Raw genomic sequence first — 16,808 nt, forward strand, 5'->3', positions numbered from 1 at the left:
TGAAGTTTCTGAAAGTTGCTGGGAAATTAGTCCAAACGGGTAGACGAGTCTATCTCAAATTATCTAGTTATCATGTGTATCAGAATGAATTCTACAGGGTCTTTGCTCGCCTGAGGCGAGCCAGTCAATGGATCTAATCCAACAATCTAACGATTTTTTTACTGGGAAGTTATCCAGGGAGAAGTATGCTCAAAATGCCTTACACCCAAAATTTATTCCTCAATATTTTTGAACAGTGAATGTTTGAAGTAACTTTTTAGTCAAAATCAGTTGATAGGGATATTAGTGATACATATTTCAATAAAATGTGCCAAAGAATTAAAGCTATGAATTATTCAGGATTAAAAGGTGCGATTTTACTTCATCCGATGACACCATTCAAAAACAAAAAGCCTCAATATTTACACCACATGCCAGTATTTATGAGTGCTGGTGAAAATGATCTCTTATGCTCTCCAACAGAAAGTCAACGTTTGCAGCAATTGCTTACTCAAGCAGATGGAGATGTGTCGATTGAATGGGGAAAAAACGGACATGCGTTAACACAAAAGGAAATGCAAGCAGCTAAAAAGTGGTACCATGATCGTTTTTAAACAATGAACCTTTAGAAGCTGAAAAACCTAAAATAAGGATGTACAATCTTGTTTCTTTAATTTTATTTTTAACTAAAAATGTGATATAATATAAGTTGAAGCGAAAATGAAGAGGGGAATAGCTTTTTCACTTAAAAAATGAAGTGAAAAAGTTTATTCTTTTCTAATACTTTTATATTCAATGTTATCAATTGATCGTTCAACGCCATTTTTGGATGATACTCTTTTACCATCAAAGAAATGAGGGGATTTAATGGAGAACAAGATCACTAAAGAAGTTCAATCTTTAGTAGAGGTAGAGCTTAGAAAAGGTGCCAGCAATTCGAGAATCGCGACACTGTTAGGGGTGCCATACAGTGAAGCAGTTGAAATGATAGACGAGATCAAAGATTCGTTTAAACCCGACGTTGGCGACAAAATCATATTTTCATTTCGAGATGAAAAAATGACCGGCGTGATTACAAAATTATTGAAAAATAGTGCAGTGGTCGAAATTTCTTGGAACGATTCATCTAAAAAGATGAAAGACTTGATGGAAGAAAAAACAATCGTTAACTTTAAAGATATCGAAGAATTTGTGCATTAAAGAAAAACTCCTGTGTATTGCAGGGGTTTTTTTATTATTTACGGTACGGTCATGAAAAATAAATCGAACGTGTTCGAGAGGGAATAAATATAACATGCAACAATGAGTCGTATTCATTTTTCTTGAGTAGCTTTCCTGTTAGAATGAGAGGTGAAAAAAGAAGAAAGGGGAAAAACAATGGAACATAAAAAAGAGATGCTTCAAGCTCAAGAACCAAAAAAAGATTACCGTCAAGAAGATGAAAGTCGTGCAATGTCTCCCGAGCCTAAAATAGAATATTCAGAGTATAAAGCGGCTGATAAGCTGAAAGGTAAAACAGCGATCGTTACAGGTGCAGATAGCGGTATCGGAGCAGCAGTGGCGATTGCTTTCGCCAAAGAAGGTGCTAATGTTGCCCTCGTAGATTGCGATGATAAAGAAGATGCTGAAAAAGTAAAAAATAGAATCAAAGAAATAAGCGGTCAAGTGTTATGGTTCACCGGCGACGTTGGAGATGAAGATTTTGTAAAAAATGTTGTTTCACAGACAGTGGCAGAATATGGATCGATTGATATCTTGGTCAATAATGCTGCTGAACAACATACACGTAAATCCATTAGTGAAGTGACCTCTGAACAATTAACGAGGACATTTCAAACAAACATTTTTTCCATGTTTTACTTTGTAAAAGCTGTTCTGCCTCACTTTAATCCATATGCAAAAATCATCAACACAACTTCTGTCACAGCATATAAAGGTTCTGCTAATTTATTAGATTATGCTTCTACTAAAGGCGCAATCGTAGCATTTACGCGTTCTCTTTCGCAAAATCAGGAAATGATCGATAAAAAGATCCGTGTGAACGCAGTGGCACCAGGACCAATCTGGACGCCTCTGATCCCAGCCACAACACCAAACGACGATAAAGAAACGTTTGGCGAATCCGTTCCAATGAAACGTGCTGGCGAAGCCTATGAATTAGCACCGGCTTATGTTTATCTGGCAAGTGATGATTCTAGCTACGTTACTGGACAAGTGATCCATGTTAATGGAGGATCGATTGTTAACGGTTGATCCTTTATAACAGGTCTTTAATTTCTTGAACCTCGAAAAAAATTCGTGGTTCTTTTTTTGTCAAAAAATGCATCAGATCAGTTTTAACAAGCTGAACATCAAAATAGATAAAGAAAAAAATCATAAAAGAGGATTGACACATGAAATAAAATAGCTTATTATTTTGAATGTCAAATGATTTGAGTATCAAAGTATTTGAACATCAAACTAATTTGAAAGGATTGAAGCAGGTAAGAATGGAGGGAGCAATGTGGATGAAGGTTTAGTGAAAGAAGTTAATCCTTATTTGGTAACCATCTTTAATCAAGTTCTCAACATTGAGGAAAAGGCTCTAAAAGGAAGCGAATTTAAAGACTTATCTATCAAAGAAATGCATACGATCGAAGCCATTGGCATGTATCGTGAACACACCACTTCAGAGGTAGCAAAAAAAACTTCCGTTACAGTCGGAACCTTGACTGTTACAATCAATAATCTTGTTAAAAAAGGTTATGTGGAACGTATTCGGATGGATAATGATCGCCGAGTCGTCAAATTAGGATTGACCAATAAAGGTCGTTTGCTTTATCGTTTGCATGATAAATTTCACCGAGATATGGTCAAAGAAACACTAGGTGGAATGAGTCAGGAAGAGGGCGAAGCTTTGATTAAAGGATTACGTAATTTGCATGACTTCTTGGCTAGAACGCAACAAACTTTAAATGAATAGAGTTGAATCACATGGGAACTAAAATCATTGGTACAGGAAGCTATGTACCGAAAAAAGTCGTTTCCAATACTCAACTAGAAAGTATTATGGACACGTCGGATGAATGGATAAAAACGAGGACAGGCATCACGCAGCGCTACATCAGCGAAGAAGAAGATACATCTGTCTTATGCGGCAAAGCAGCTATGAATGCCCTTGAAAAAACAGGAATCGATCCTAAAGAACTTGGATTTATCATTGTGGCAACGATGACACCTGATTACTCAAGTCCATCAACTGCTTGTTTGGTTCAAGAGTATATCGGAGCAGGTTCAGTAATGGCATTTGACATTAATGCAGCTTGTTCAGGGTTTGTGTATGCTTTATCTGTGGCAGACAAACTATTAGCAACCGGAGATTTTCGCTATGGTTTGGTTCTAGGTGGAGAAACGATGTCTAAGATCATTGATTGGAGTGATCGTTCAACAGCTGTCCTATTTGGAGATGGCGCTGGCAGTATATTGCTAGAAAAGTCCTCTGATCATGCAATGCTTTTGCAAGAAGATATCCATGCAGATGGGAGCCGAAACAAAGCCCTTACAGCAAGTAAACAGACATTGAAAAATCCTTTTTCTTCCAATGCTAAAAAGGTGTGTACAACTGATTTGCAAATGGAGGGACGCGCCATTTTTGATTTTGCTTTACGAAATGTTTCGCATAGCATCAAAAAAGTGACTGAAATGGCGTCTATCGATTTTAGTGAAGTAACGACGATTATTTGCCATCAAGCAAATGTGCGGATTCTTCAAGGAATAGCAAAAAAGTTAAAACTGCCGATTGAACAATTTGCTACAAATATCTCGCAGTATGGCAATACTTCAGCTGCCAGTATTCCAATTCTGTTGAATGAATGGATTGAGAAAGAACAATTAACACTGGGCAGTGGTGAAAGAATCATCTTAACTGGATTTGGCGGAGGCCTAACTTGGGGCTCATTACTGATTGAATTATAAAACATCATCAAACAAACAATTAAAACAATTATATGGAGGAATTACAATGACTTTTGAAAAAATTCAAGAAATTATCGTGGACCAATTAGACAAAGAGGAAGAAGAAGTACAATTATCAACAAACTTCCGTGAAGACTTGGATGCTGACAGTTTAGATTTATTCCAAATCATCAATGATATCGAAGATGAATTCGATATTAAAATCGAATCAGAAGAAGGATTGAACACAGTAGAAGATATTGTGAAATTTGTAGATGCAGAATTAGCTAAAAAATAAACGGTTGCTGTAAAAAGAAAGAAGGAATGACCTGTATGCAAGCTGAATTATTAGCAAAACTTGAAATAAAGTACCCCATTATTCAAGGTGCGATGTCTTGGGTAGCAAATCCTAGTCTAGTCAGTGCGGTTTCAAATGCTGGAGGATTAGGAATCTTAGCTTGTGGTCATGCTACAGGTGAAACGGTTCGTGAGTTGATTCAAGAAACAAAAGCTCTAACAAGCCAACCATTTGGCATCAATGTTTTACTCACATCGCCTCATGTTGAAGAAGTAGTAAAGGTTGTTTGTGAAGAACGATTAAAAGTCGTGACAACAGGAGCCGGGTCGCCTGGAAAATACATGGAAGACTTTAAAGCAAGCGGGACAGTCGTGATACCTGTGGTAGCTTCAGTTGCTTTGGCGAAAAGGATGGAAAGTGTAGGGGCAGATGCGATCATTTGCGAAGGAATGGAAGCTGGTGGACACATCGGTAAGACAACGACTATGAACTTAGTGCCACAAGTAGTTGATGCGGTCTCTGTTCCAGTCATTGCTGCCGGCGGAATCGCTGATGGACGCGGTATGGCAGCAGCCTTCATGCTAGGAGCGTCTGCTGTTCAATTGGGGACACGTTTTGTTGTTTCTTATGAAAGCACTACTCACCAAAACTTTAAAGACGCGATCATTAAAGCCAAAGACATTGACACCGTTGTAACTGGACAAATCACAGGACATCCAGTACGTGTATTACGAAACAAATTAACACGTCATTACTTAAAAATTGAAAAAGAGATCACGAGTGATGAACAACCTGATTTTGATCGTTTAGAAGCACTTGGAAAAGGCGCCTTAAGACGTGCTGTAATAGATGGAGACAAAGAAAACGGTTCATTTATGTCTGGGCAAAGTGCTGGATTAGTCAAAAAAGAACAAAGCTGTCAGGACATTATTCAAGAATTGATGCAAGAATATCAAGATGTTATAAAAAAACAGGTTAACTTGCTCTCAGTTTAAAGGCAATTCAATTTTGAGGAAATAGCTAGAAAGCTAAAGAAGTCTTCTTGCTTCATTTGCCTTTCTAGCTATTTTTTGTTTAATGCCTGTTGACGACGATGAGGAGTGATGGTTGATTACCTCTCTTCTGTGTCTTTTTATCAAAGGAATCAGCTGTATTTATGATTTGAAACGAGTTGCCATAAAGAATAGATACAACGCGTTAACCTGACAGTTAAGTGAATAAGGCAAGAGAAAGATGTTTCAGGAAAAGGAGTCAATCATGAAAATAGGTTTTGTCTATAGTGGGCAAGGTGCCCAATATATAGGAATGGGACAGGATTTGGCAGAAACCTTTCCTGCTGCCCGAAAAGTTTTTGATTTGGCTAGCAACGCATTGAATATGGATCTCACTGAATTGTGTTTCAAAGAAAATGACTTGCTGAACGAAACAACCTATACACAGCCTGCGATCTTAACGGTCAGCATGGCTATTGATGCCGTACTAGCAGAAGCAGGGATTTTTCCGGAAGCAGTTGGAGGACTGAGTTTAGGAGAATACACTGCCTTTGTAAAAGCAAATGTTTTAGATTTCTACGACGCTGTTTCGTTAGTGAAGCAAAGAGGGAAGTTTATGACAGAGGCTGTTCCTTCAGGCGAAGGTGCGATGTCAGCAGTACTTGGACTAGAAAGAGAAACGGTTGAACAGGTCTGCTTAGAAACAAGTGAATATGGCATTGTAGCACCGGCTAATTATAATATGCCAGGACAAATTGCGATTGCCGGAAAAAAGGAAGCAGTTGAAGCAGCTGGAGAAAAAATGTTGGAAAAAGGTGCTAAACGTGTTGTTCCTTTAAAAGTAAGCGGACCATTCCATACTTCATTGTTAAAACCGGCTGCCGATCAATTAGAACAAGTACTAAAATCTGTTCAGATAAATGATCCAACGATCCCAGTGGTCAGCAATACGACAGCAGAGTGGTTTAAGAATAAAGAAGACGTTAGAAAATTAATGGTGCAACAAGTTCAATCACCTGTTTACTGGGAAGATGCTGTAAAAACAATGATTCAATCTGGTGTGGATACCTTTATTGAAGTTGGACCTGGGAAAACACTTTCAGCTTTTATCAAAAAGATAGATCGCTCAGTAACAACTTTGAATGTTGAACATCAAAAATCCTTAGATAAAACATTGAAAAAATTAAATGAAAAAAAGTTGCCGATTCATTAGGCTAGAGAAAAAAGGAGAGAAAGATGACTTTAAAAGATAAAGTAGTCGTCGTAACGGGGAGTTCAAGAGGGATTGGAAAAGCAGTTGCTGTAGCTTTTGCACAAAGAGGCGCAACGATTGTGCTGAATGGACGTAAGCCAATTCCAGAGCCAGTGTTGGAAGAAATTCGTCAATACGGTGTGAAAGTGCATACCATTTTAGGCGATGTCAGTGACTTTGATTTTGCAGAACAATTGATCAAGGAAACAAAAGAAAAGTATGGCCGTTTAGATATATTAGTGAACAATGCTGGCGTGACAAATGATATGCTGCTAATGAGAATGTCTGAAGAAGATTTTGATAAGACCCTTTCCATTAATTTAAAAGGAACATTCAATACGATCAGACATGCAGCTAAAGTATTGTTGAAACAAAAAAGCGGCACGATCATCAACATGGCTAGTGTTGTTGGGCTTGTAGGAAACGTTGGACAAGCGAATTACGCCGCAAGTAAAGCAGGCGTGATCGGTTTGACAAAAACAGCAGCTAAAGAACTAGCCTCAAGAGGCATTACAGTCAACGCACTTGCACCAGGGTTTATTGAGACAGAAATGACCGAACGCTTATCAGAAAAAATGAAAGAACAGGCAAGTGAACAAATTCCGTTAAAAAAATTTGGTACTGTAGAAGATGTTGCACGTGCAGCTGTTTTTTTGAGTGAAAATTCTTATATTACCGGTCAAGTAATCAATATCGATGGCGGCATGGTGATGAACGGATAACGAGGAGGAAGAAAATTGAATCGTGTAGTTATTACGGGAATGGGTGCTATCACACCTTTAGGAAACACAGTGGATGAATTTTGGAGCGGACTTAAAGCAGGGAAAAATGGCATTGGTCCAATCACAAAATTCGATGCTTCTGAAACAGGTATCAGTGTAGCAGGAGAAACGAAAGATTTCGATCCAACATTGTATATGAAACGCAAGATAGCAAAACGGATGGATGAATTTTCTCAGTATGGTGTAGCTGCAGCAGTTCAAGCTGTAGAGACAAGTGGAATCGATCTTGAAAAAACCGATATGGATCGCTTTGGTGTGATCGTAGGCTCAGGAATCGGCGGCTTGAATGCGATGCAAGAACAAATCATAAAAATGCATGATAAAGGACCACAACGTGTAGCGCCATTTTTTGTACCGATGGCGATCGGAAATATGGTAGCAGGCAATATCTCAATTGCAATTGGTACAAAAGGGATCAATACGTCTATCGTAACTGCTTGTGCATCTGGAAATAATGCGATCGGTGAAGCTTACCGCAACATCAAACATGGTTATTCAGATATCATTTTAGCTGGCGGAGCAGAAGGAACCATTAATGAAATTGGCATTTCTGGTTTTGCTGCCCTTACTGCATTATCGACAAGTACAAATCCTGACCGTGCTTCAATCCCATTCGATAAAGAACGTAATGGTTTCGTGATGGGAGAAGGGGCAGCGGTTCTGATGCTGGAAGACTTAGATCATGCACTTGAAAGAGGGGCTAGTATCTTAGGAGAAATTGTCGGATACGGTGCTACTGGAGATGGTTACCATATGACAGCACCCACTCCAGATGGAAGCGGCGCAGGGAAAGCGATGATCCAAGCGATGGAAGAAGCTCAGATCAAACCAGAAGACGTCGGCTATATCAATGCTCATGGCACTAGCACACCAGCAAATGATGCTGCTGAAACAATGGCTATCAAATATGCGCTCGGTGATGAAGCAGCCAAAAAGACAGCTGTTTCCAGTACTAAAAGCATGACAGGCCACTTATTAGGAGCTGCTGGAGCGATTGAAGCGGTTGCTTGTATAAAGGCATTAGAAGAAGGTTTTATCCCTCCAACAATCGGACTAAGCGTCGAAGATGAAGCTTGCGACTTAGACTATGTACCAAATACTGGAAGAGAAGCTGCAATGATGTATGCTTTAAATAATTCCTTAGGTTTCGGCGGACATAACGCTGTGACCTGCTTTAAAAAATGGGAGGGAAAATAGATGGACTTCGCTCAGATTAAAGAACTGCTTGCGCTCGTTGACCAATCAACATTAAGAGAGTTTCATTTGCAAATGGACCATGTTGTGGTTCAAATGAGCAAAAATAGTCACGAGATGAGAAAAGATGAAGCGGAACCTTTAACAGCTGAAAGAAAGGCGCCTCTCCCTGAATCAACTCAATCAGCAAAAGCATCAAATACCTTCTCGAATGAAGAGATAAAAGGACTTGTGCCAACATCAAATCCAGAAGGAGAAGCAGAAGGAGAATATGTGCGTTCCCCGATCGTTGGTGTTGCCTACTTATCTCCTTCGCCAGATGAACCGGCATTTAAAAAAGTTGGAGATCAAGTAGCAGTAGGAGAAACGCTTTGTATCATAGAAGCCATGAAAGTGATGAATGAGATCAAAAGCGAGGTTAGCGGAACAATCACTGAAGTATTTGTGACAGATGAACAAGTGGTTGAGTATCATCAACCGCTATTTAGAATCAGCTAATGAATGAAACAATAAAAAGATGAATTAAATGGAGGAAAAAAATGACTACTTTAGATATTCAAGCTATTCAGGAATTGATCCCAAATCGCTACCCGATTTATTTTATTGATCGAGTAGATGAAATGACTCCAGGAGAACATGTACGGGCAGTAAAAAATGTAACCATCAATGAAGAAATTTTTCAAGGCCATTTTCCTGGCGAACCTGTTTTTCCTGGTGTGCTGACGTTAGAGTGTCTTGCACAAGCAGGATCTATCCCCCTATTAAAATTGGATAAGTTCAAAGGGCAGACTGCTTACTTAGGCGGAATGAACAAAGTAAAATTCAGAAGAAAAGTTGTTCCAGGAGATCAATTGATCTTGGAAGTAGATATTGTAAAATTAAAAGACTATGCTGGCATTGGCAAAGGCGTTGCTTATGTAGACGGCAAAAAAGTGGCAGAAGCAGAGCTAACTTTTATTATAGGAAAGTAATGCATGTTTAAAAAAATTCTGATAGCGAACCGCGGAGAAATTGCGGTTCGCATTATACGAGCTTGTCGTGAAATGGGCATAAAAACAGTTGCTGTCTATTCTCAAGCAGATCAAGACGCCTTGCATATGCAATTAGCTGATGAAGCCATATGTATCGGACCTGCAAAAGCAACTGATTCTTATCTTAATATGCAAAGTATTTTGAGTGCAGCAGTCGTAACCAAAGCACAAGCTATACATCCAGGATTTGGATTTCTTTCAGAAAATGCTACATTTGCTACGATGTGTGAAGAATTAAATATAACGTTTATTGGTCCATCTCCTAAGACGATCGATCAGATGGGAAATAAAGCGCACGCACGCGAGTTGATGATTGAAGCAGGGGTTCCAGTAATACCTGGAAGTGAGAGCTATATCACAGATACGCAAGAAGCAAAAACAGTTGCTGACCAATTAGGTTATCCAGTCATGCTAAAAGCTGCAGCTGGAGGCGGAGGAAAAGGTATGCGTAAAGTTTTTCATGCCGATGAATTAGCTGCTGCATTTAATAGCGCAAAAAACGAAGCAAAAGCTGCTTTTGGAAATGATGAGATGTATCTGGAAAAAATTATTGAGCATGCAAGACATATTGAAGTACAGATTTTAGGCGACAGCTACGGGAACGTTATTCATTTAGGCGAACGGGACTGTTCTCTTCAAAGAAACAATCAAAAAGTTCTTGAAGAGTCTCCTTCTGTAGCAATTGATGAAGAGACGCGTAAAAAACTAGGAGCCACAGCTGTACGTGCTGCAAAATACGTTCAATATCAGAATGCCGGAACAATCGAGTTTTTACTGGATCCTGAAGGGCATTTTTATTTTATGGAAATGAATACACGGATCCAAGTTGAACATCCTGTAACAGAAATGGCAACTGAAATCGATATTGTGAAAGAGCAGTTGCTGATTGCGAATAATGAAATGATGACCTTGAGACAAAAAGATGTTCAGTTGACAGGACATACAATAGAATGCCGAATCAATGCTGAAAATCCAGCATTTCATTTTGCTCCTTCGCCTGGAAAGATCGATTACTTATTGATGCCATCAGGAGGATTAGGTTTACGTGTGGATAGTGCCATGTTTGCCGGTTCAGAAATCCCTCCCTATTACGATGCTATGATCGCTAAAGTCATCACAAAAGGTGCAGATCGTCAAGAGGCAATTGCTAAAATGAAACGTGCTTTAGGAGAATTAGTGATCGAAGGCATTATCACTAATCAAGCTTTCCAAGAAGATTTGTTAAATGATGAATGTTTCATTAAAGGTGAATATGATACAAGCTTTTTACAAGATACATTTCTTAAAGAATGGACCGCACGTATCGAATAAAAGCAGGTTTTTAAAGAGGTGAGAGAGTGAAACTGTTTAACAGAAAAAGAAACTATATTCCAATCCATATCGAACATCAGATTTCTGAAGAATCAGATTCACCAAAAGTACCCAGCGGGATGTTCACAAAGTGTCCAAGTTGTAAGAGATCTATTTATACAAAAGATCTGGGACAAGATAAAATTTGTCCTGAATGCGGTTATGCTTTTCGAATGCCCGCAAAAGAGCGTGTGTCGTTAATGGTTGATGAAGGAAGTTTCGAAGAGTGGGATAAAAGTTTAACTCCTGAAAATCCTTTGAACTTTCCTGGGTATGAAGAAAAAATCAAAGCAGCTCAAGAAAAGACAGGGTTAAACGAAGGTGTCCTAACTGGAAAAGCTGCGATCCAAATGCAGCCTGTTGTCACTTGTGTCATGGATGCCAACTTTATTATGGGGAGTATGGGGCATGTAGTAGGTGAAAAGCTAGCGCGTGCTTTTGAAAAAGCAACGGAAGAACAACTTCCCGTCGTTGTCTTTACAGCTTCAGGCGGGGCACGCATGCAAGAAGGTATGATCTCTTTGATGCAGATGGCCAAGGTGAGCAGCGCGATCGCCAAGCATAGCGCAGCAGGATTGTTATACATCACTGTACTAACAGATCCCACTACAGGCGGCGTTACAGCCAGCTTTGCTATGCAGGGAGATATTATTCTATCTGAGCCGCAAGCTTTAGTAGGTTTTGCAGGCAGACGTGTGATCGAAGGTACGATTAAAGAAGCCTTGCCGGAAGGATTTCAATTGGCTGAATCAGTGTTAGAAAACGGATTCATTGATCGGATCGTCTCTAGAAGAGCTTTAGCCGAGACATTAGGCTTACTTTTAAAGATGCATAGCTAATAAAGCCTGCTAATATGAACAAGGATCAGAAAAGAAGGTGTATAGATGTCAAAAGCAATGGAAATTGTTGAACAGGCTAGAAAGACGAGTCGTTTGACGTCATTAGAAATCATGACAACGATTTTTGATCACTTTACAGAATTTCATGGGGACCGGGCCTTCCGAGACGATAAAGCCATCGTAGGCGGAATCGCAATGTTAAACGGTCAACCTGTGACGGTTATTGGAAACCAAAAAGGTCATGAATTGAAGGAAAATGTAGAAAGAAATTTTGGTTCTCCCCATCCAGAAGGTTATCGAAAAGCACTAAGGTTAATGAAGCAGGCCGAGAAATTTCATCGTCCAGTCATTACATTCGTTAATACATCAGGTGCATATTGCGGCGTAGAAGCTGAAAACAGGGGACAGGGAGAAGCTATCGCTCGCAATCTATTGGAGATGAGTCAATTGAAGGTGCCGATTTTATCAGTCATTATCGGCGAAGGTGGTAGTGGCGGAGCATTAGCTTTAGCAATGGCAGACCGTGTATGGATGATGGAACGGTCAATGTATTCTGTCCTGTCTCCTGAAGGTTTTTCTTCCATTTTATGGAAATCTCCTGCGAAAGCAAAGGAAGCTGCTGAAATCATGAAATTGACCCCTGAAGATTTGATGGAACTTACAGTTATTGATAAAATCATCCCAGAAAGCACGGCGGAAGGGGAACGCTCAACAGAAGAAATTCTATCGTCTTTAAAAGATGAACTTGTTAACGAAATTAAACAACTTTCTGCAAAAAGTGTAGGACAATTGACGGATGAGCGCTACCAACGATTTCGATCATATTAATAAAAAGAGCTGGAGCTGGGCAAGTCCCAGCTCTTTTATCATTTATTAGAGAAGTAAATGGCGGTAAAAAAACAACCCAAAAATCTGTTAAAAGAAAGTATCTTTTCAATATAAATTCTTTTGTTGTATGATAGAGAGAGTAAAGAAGATGCTTAGTCAAAGCGCACAGATTTGAACTGAAAACAGCGTATTTCATTGGAAAACATTAATGGAATTGGTTATCAGCACACTTTTCTTTTAGCTATTGAGTGATTGATTGTATGGCTAGATTGAGCTTTGAAAACGAAAGAATGGGTGAAACAATGGGCGAGCGAGTCGACTTTCCAAAAAATTATGAGATCTATGTAAAAAAAGCTGTTCGAAAAATGCAAGAAGGAAATACGAAAGAAGCTTGTCGTTGGTTTGAAGAAGCGTATAAGATAAGGCAAGAAACCAGCTTAAATGCTATGTATACAGCTGCCATGTATGAAATTGGAAAGTTTGAAGAAGCGAAAGAAATTGCAGATGATAAGAAAGAGGCATATGAAAGTCATGATTACTTATCTTCACTTTATATTCAGATTCTAACCAAAACGCATAGATTTCTTGAAGCTGAACATCTGATTCAGAAAAAACGGAATCAAAGTGACGACTCATTAAAAGAGCAATGGGAAATGCTTGATGTATCGCTTGATCAAGAAAGAATAAGATTTGAAAAACAGCAAAAGCTGCAAGACCAGAAGTTGATGAAAGAAGTAGCTTCACTGGAAAACCAATCTTTTGCGCATCAAACAGCGGTATTGAAAAAAATGCAGGATTTGTCTAAATCTTCCTATTCGGCAGCGGCGAAAGAAATCCTTTCAAATCCTTCGATCAATGAAATCGTAAAAACCACTATACTAGAAGAATTGATCCAAAAAAATGATAAAGATAGGTTTGAGCTCAGCTGGTTTGATAAAAAAAGAAGCATAGTACCTTCTGAATTGCGTTCATTAGAGGAACATTTGGCGGTAAAGACCATCAGAAAAGAATTAGATGAAAAAATAAGTCAGCAAGATCCGATTCTTTTTCAAACCATGGAGCAGGAAACAAATCTGCAGTTTTTATTGATTTTTCCTTATATAGAAGAGGTGATCACAGATCCAGAAAGTTGGCTCAAGTTGTGTCTTGATCAGTATGAAGGTCGTGATATCAGTCAACAAGAAGATCCAAAAATGAAAAAAATGAGCTGTTGGCTAGAAAGAATAAATAGAGAAATCAATCAGCTCATGAATTAACACTGCTGCTTCCGCCAACCTAAATGCTGATCAAGTTAGGATAGGGAGCGCATTGAAACGCTTTGCTTTTTTTATTTACAAAATAAATTTAGTAGTGTAAGATAAACAAGTATGCAAGTCTATAAGATTGTGAAAATAGAACATTTCGGAGGTTAGTTAATATGACTGCAAATTGGGAAAAGAAAGGCACCAACGATGGTGTTTTGACATTTGAAATTTCAGAAGAAACGATTAAAAAAGGTTTAGATAAAACATTTAACCGCGTTAAAGGAAGTTTGAACGTACCGGGATTCCGTAAAGGAAAAGTTCCACGCAATGTATTTAACAGAATGTATGGAGAAGCTGCTCTATACGAAGATACATTAAATGACCTTTTACCAACTGCTTATGAACAAGCGATTAAAGAAGCTGGAATCGAACCAGTTGCTCAACCTGAAATCGATGTAAAAAGCATGGAAAAAGGACAAGCTTGGGAAATCGAAGCTAAAGTTACAGTAAAACCTGAAGTTCAATTAGGTGAATACAAAGGTTTAGAAGTTGAAAAACAAGAGCGTGAAGTAACAGATGCAGATGTTGAAGAAAACTTAGAAAACAAACGTCAACAACATGCTGAACTAGTTTTAAAAGAAGAACCTGCTAAAGAAGGCGATACAGTAGTTATCGACTTTGAAGGATTTAAAGACGGTGAAGCATTTGAAGGTGGAAAAGGAGAAAACTATTCATTAGAATTGGGTTCTAACTCCTTCATCCCTGGCTTTGAAGAACAATTAGTAGGCGTAAAAGCTGATGACGAAGTTGAAGTAAACGTCACTTTCCCTGAAGACTATCAAGCAGAAGACTTAAAAGGACAAGAAGCTGTCTTTAAAGTGAAAGTCTACGAAGTAAAAGAAAAAGAATTACCAGAATTAGATGATGAGTTTGCTAAAGATGTTGACGATGAAGTAGAAACACTTGATGAATTGAAAGAAAAACTTAAAAAACAAATGACAGAAGCTAAAAATGCATCTGCAGACGAAGCGATCGAAGAAATGGCTATCCGCAAAGCTGTAGATAACGCAACAATTGAAGATCTTCCATGGGTGATGGTTCATGATGAAGTGCACCGTCAAATGGATGCATTCTTGAATAATATGCAACAACAAGGCATTTCTCCTGAAATGTATTACCAAATTACTGGTACAACAGAAGAAGATTTGCATAAACAAATGGAAAAAGATGCTGATTTCAGAACACGTACAAACTTAGTTCTAGAAGCTATCGTGGAAAAAGAAGCATTTGAACCTACAGAAGAAGAAGTAGAAAATGAAGTAAAAACTTTAGCTGAAGACTATGGTATGGAAGAAAGTGTTGTTCGCAATGCTTTAACACCTGATATGCTAAAACATGACATTTCATTGAAGAAAGCAATCGATTTGATTACTTCTACAGCTGTAGAAAAATAATCGTTCTGAAGAAAAATGAAATATTAAAGGTGGAAGATGTTGGAATAACTCCAATCTCTTTCACCTTTTTTGACAGCATCTAAAAGCATTAGAGAAACAACTTTTACGTTGGGGAGAGATAAGCTGGCGGAGGACACGAAGATTCCTATTGGAGCAGCGAATCAGGATAGACTAAGTGAGACTGTTGGAAACAAGAAGGAGCTGCAGTTTCATATAGAATAAGAATAAAAAAAAGAAAACATTACCAGTTCCAGTACGAAAACCTTTTTCCAATAGTTAATGGATACTATCCAAGAAAGCTGTTGCTGGAAAAGCAAAACGTCATGAACTCATTCATCCTTATCGTTTTACGGGATTGTATCCAGATAACGAAGAGCTATGGTTTGAGGTGCTGGACTACTTAGATGCCGCTTATGATTTGGATCACGTAGAAAAAATCTACCTTTCGGGAGCCGGAGCCAATTGGATCAAGGCTGGTGAGAAGTACTTGCCGAAATGCCGGTTTGTTTTAGACAGTTTTCATTTAGCCAAGTATGTCCGCAAAGCAGCCGGTTTTGTACCGAATATAATGCCTATTCTCTGGGACTGGATCAGAAATGATTTTCCAAGCGGTGTAGAGGATTACTTTACGTTACTTTTGGAGGAAGAACATCCAGCTTCTGAACGGAAATCTTTACTCGATACGCGGCGATATCTCTTGAACAATTGGGAAGCCATCCAAAGACAACAAGAACCTGAGTACGTTTCCTGCAGTGCAGAAAGTCATGTCAGTCACATTCTAGCAGACCGTTTGAGTTCACGCCCGTTAGGTTGGTCGCTAGTCGGAGCAGAACATATCGCTAAGACACGCATTTTTTGTTTGAATGGCGGAAATCTATTGTCAGCTATGACGAAGAAAAGAGACGGAGAAACGAAACAAAAACAGGTCGAAAGATTGGATAGGCGTGTGACGAAAGCTAAAGCAAATCGTCATTATTTGGAAACTTCTACTGTTCCCGTTATCGAAGCCGGTAGAAAAACACAACTATTCTTTGCATTGCGTGGTTTAGGCCGCTGATTTTCATTTCACTAACTAAACAGCCTCTCTAACCCAGCAGGTGCAGGACACGCAGACTCCTGCGGGAACAGCGGACCAAGTGAGACCCCACAGAACAAAATGCAATGCCGTTCGAGGAGGCTCGCGGTTCGCCCGCGGAAAGCGAAATGTCAGCCCTGCATGTATCAATGCTTGCTTAAAAAAATAAAAAAGAATCAAAAATAGAGAACATTGTCGGCATAAGTGCGAAAACCTTTTTCCAATAGTTAATGGATACTATCCAAAAAATAGTATGTGTAAAATAGTTCTCGAGATGTTTTTCATTTTTTACTAGCAAAAAGAAAGAAGGCGTTCTATCATAAATGTATGCTTGACTGGCAAATACATAAATGAAAGAGGCCTTCTTATGAATAAGATTATATCAAAGGTTTACCAAATAATAAAGGATTCAAGTAACTTAATAGAGACAGAAGAAGCGATCCAACTTTACATGTACGATGTGTTCGCTCAGTTGATGGGACAGGTTTTCACCAACATCAATCAGGTGATCAAAGAGCAAAAACAAGATGAAGGTTGGAAAGTGAAACGAGAAGACT

Annotated in this window: 19 protein-coding genes and 1 pseudogene; all 20 read left to right on the forward strand. The window is 38.9% G+C overall.

Going from position 1 to position 16,808, the window contains the following annotated elements:
- The coding region (locus BM057_RS11565) for a transposase (protein ID WP_177186144.1) at positions 1-137 on the forward strand (137 nt) is incomplete at its 5' end.
- Between the two features lie 189 nt (positions 138-326).
- Positions 327-593, forward strand: a complete 267-nt coding sequence (locus BM057_RS09680) for an alpha/beta hydrolase (protein WP_092093329.1) — start codon at positions 327-329, stop codon at positions 591-593.
- A gap of 253 nt (positions 594-846) precedes the next feature.
- On the forward strand, positions 847-1,179 hold the full coding sequence (locus BM057_RS09685) for a DUF2187 family protein (RefSeq protein WP_047391579.1): 333 nt from the start codon (positions 847-849) through the stop codon (positions 1,177-1,179).
- Positions 1,180-1,356: 177 nt separating this feature from the next.
- Positions 1,357-2,232: a glucose 1-dehydrogenase gene (locus BM057_RS09690; protein WP_092093332.1), complete on the forward strand. Its 876-nt coding sequence runs from the start codon at positions 1,357-1,359 to the stop codon at positions 2,230-2,232.
- Between the two features lie 250 nt (positions 2,233-2,482).
- Positions 2,483-2,941 (forward strand): fatty acid biosynthesis transcriptional regulator FabT, encoded by a 459-nt coding sequence (gene fabT, locus BM057_RS09695; protein ID WP_047391584.1) that lies wholly within the window; start codon positions 2,483-2,485, stop codon positions 2,939-2,941.
- A gap of 11 nt (positions 2,942-2,952) precedes the next feature.
- Positions 2,953-3,933, forward strand: a complete 981-nt coding sequence (locus BM057_RS09700; RefSeq protein ID WP_092093335.1) for a beta-ketoacyl-ACP synthase III — start codon at positions 2,953-2,955, stop codon at positions 3,931-3,933.
- 46 nt (positions 3,934-3,979) lie between these two features.
- A complete protein-coding gene (locus BM057_RS09705) occupies positions 3,980-4,210 on the forward strand; it encodes an acyl carrier protein (protein ID WP_092093337.1) in 231 nt (76 codons plus the stop codon).
- Between the two features lie 35 nt (positions 4,211-4,245).
- Positions 4,246-5,205, forward strand: a complete 960-nt coding sequence (gene fabK / locus BM057_RS09710; protein WP_047391594.1) for an enoyl-[acyl-carrier-protein] reductase FabK — start codon at positions 4,246-4,248, stop codon at positions 5,203-5,205.
- A gap of 262 nt (positions 5,206-5,467) precedes the next feature.
- Positions 5,468-6,415, forward strand: a complete 948-nt coding sequence (fabD, locus tag BM057_RS09715) for an ACP S-malonyltransferase (protein WP_092093339.1) — start codon at positions 5,468-5,470, stop codon at positions 6,413-6,415.
- 23 nt (positions 6,416-6,438) lie between these two features.
- Positions 6,439-7,176 carry a 3-oxoacyl-[acyl-carrier-protein] reductase gene (fabG, locus tag BM057_RS09720; protein WP_092093342.1) on the forward strand — a complete coding sequence of 246 codons (738 nt, stop codon included), beginning with the start codon at positions 6,439-6,441 and terminating at the stop codon, positions 7,174-7,176.
- 15 nt (positions 7,177-7,191) lie between these two features.
- Positions 7,192-8,433, forward strand: coding sequence for a beta-ketoacyl-ACP synthase II (fabF, locus tag BM057_RS09725; protein WP_092093346.1), 1,242 nt, complete (start codon positions 7,192-7,194; stop codon positions 8,431-8,433).
- Positions 8,434-8,928 (forward strand): acetyl-CoA carboxylase biotin carboxyl carrier protein, encoded by a 495-nt coding sequence (gene accB, locus BM057_RS09730; RefSeq protein ID WP_092093349.1) that lies wholly within the window; start codon positions 8,434-8,436, stop codon positions 8,926-8,928. It abuts the gene before it with no gap.
- A 41-nt stretch (positions 8,929-8,969) separates the two neighbouring features.
- Positions 8,970-9,401 (forward strand): 3-hydroxyacyl-ACP dehydratase FabZ, encoded by a 432-nt coding sequence (gene fabZ / locus BM057_RS09735; RefSeq protein ID WP_047391608.1) that lies wholly within the window; start codon positions 8,970-8,972, stop codon positions 9,399-9,401.
- A 3-nt stretch (positions 9,402-9,404) separates the two neighbouring features.
- Positions 9,405-10,772 carry an acetyl-CoA carboxylase biotin carboxylase subunit gene (locus BM057_RS09740; protein ID WP_092093352.1) on the forward strand — a complete coding sequence of 456 codons (1,368 nt, stop codon included), beginning with the start codon at positions 9,405-9,407 and terminating at the stop codon, positions 10,770-10,772.
- Positions 10,773-10,798: 26 nt separating this feature from the next.
- Positions 10,799-11,650 carry an acetyl-CoA carboxylase, carboxyltransferase subunit beta gene (accD, locus tag BM057_RS09745; RefSeq protein ID WP_092093354.1) on the forward strand — a complete coding sequence of 284 codons (852 nt, stop codon included), beginning with the start codon at positions 10,799-10,801 and terminating at the stop codon, positions 11,648-11,650.
- Between the two features lie 45 nt (positions 11,651-11,695).
- The gene (locus BM057_RS09750) at positions 11,696-12,478 is read left to right on the forward strand and encodes an acetyl-CoA carboxylase carboxyl transferase subunit alpha (RefSeq protein ID WP_092093357.1); all 783 of its coding nucleotides are present in this window, start codon (positions 11,696-11,698) and stop codon (positions 12,476-12,478) included.
- 260 nt (positions 12,479-12,738) lie between these two features.
- Positions 12,739-13,734 (forward strand): tetratricopeptide repeat protein, encoded by a 996-nt coding sequence (locus BM057_RS09755; protein WP_092093360.1) that lies wholly within the window; start codon positions 12,739-12,741, stop codon positions 13,732-13,734.
- 161 nt (positions 13,735-13,895) lie between these two features.
- Complete coding sequence (gene tig / locus BM057_RS09760) at positions 13,896-15,176, forward strand: trigger factor (RefSeq protein ID WP_047391621.1); 1,281 nt, start codon at positions 13,896-13,898, stop codon at positions 15,174-15,176.
- Positions 15,177-15,531: 355 nt separating this feature from the next.
- Positions 15,532-16,233 carry a UPF0236 family transposase-like protein gene (locus BM057_RS09765; RefSeq protein ID WP_281246073.1) on the forward strand — a complete coding sequence of 234 codons (702 nt, stop codon included), beginning with the start codon at positions 15,532-15,534 and terminating at the stop codon, positions 16,231-16,233.
- Between the two features lie 385 nt (positions 16,234-16,618).
- Positions 16,619-16,808 (forward strand): annotated as a pseudogene (locus tag BM057_RS09770) (ISLre2 family transposase); the annotation flags it as partial.

The organism is Pisciglobus halotolerans (assembly GCF_900113675.1).
In the GTDB taxonomy this organism is placed as follows: Bacteria; Bacillota; Bacilli; order Lactobacillales; family Carnobacteriaceae; genus Pisciglobus; species Pisciglobus halotolerans.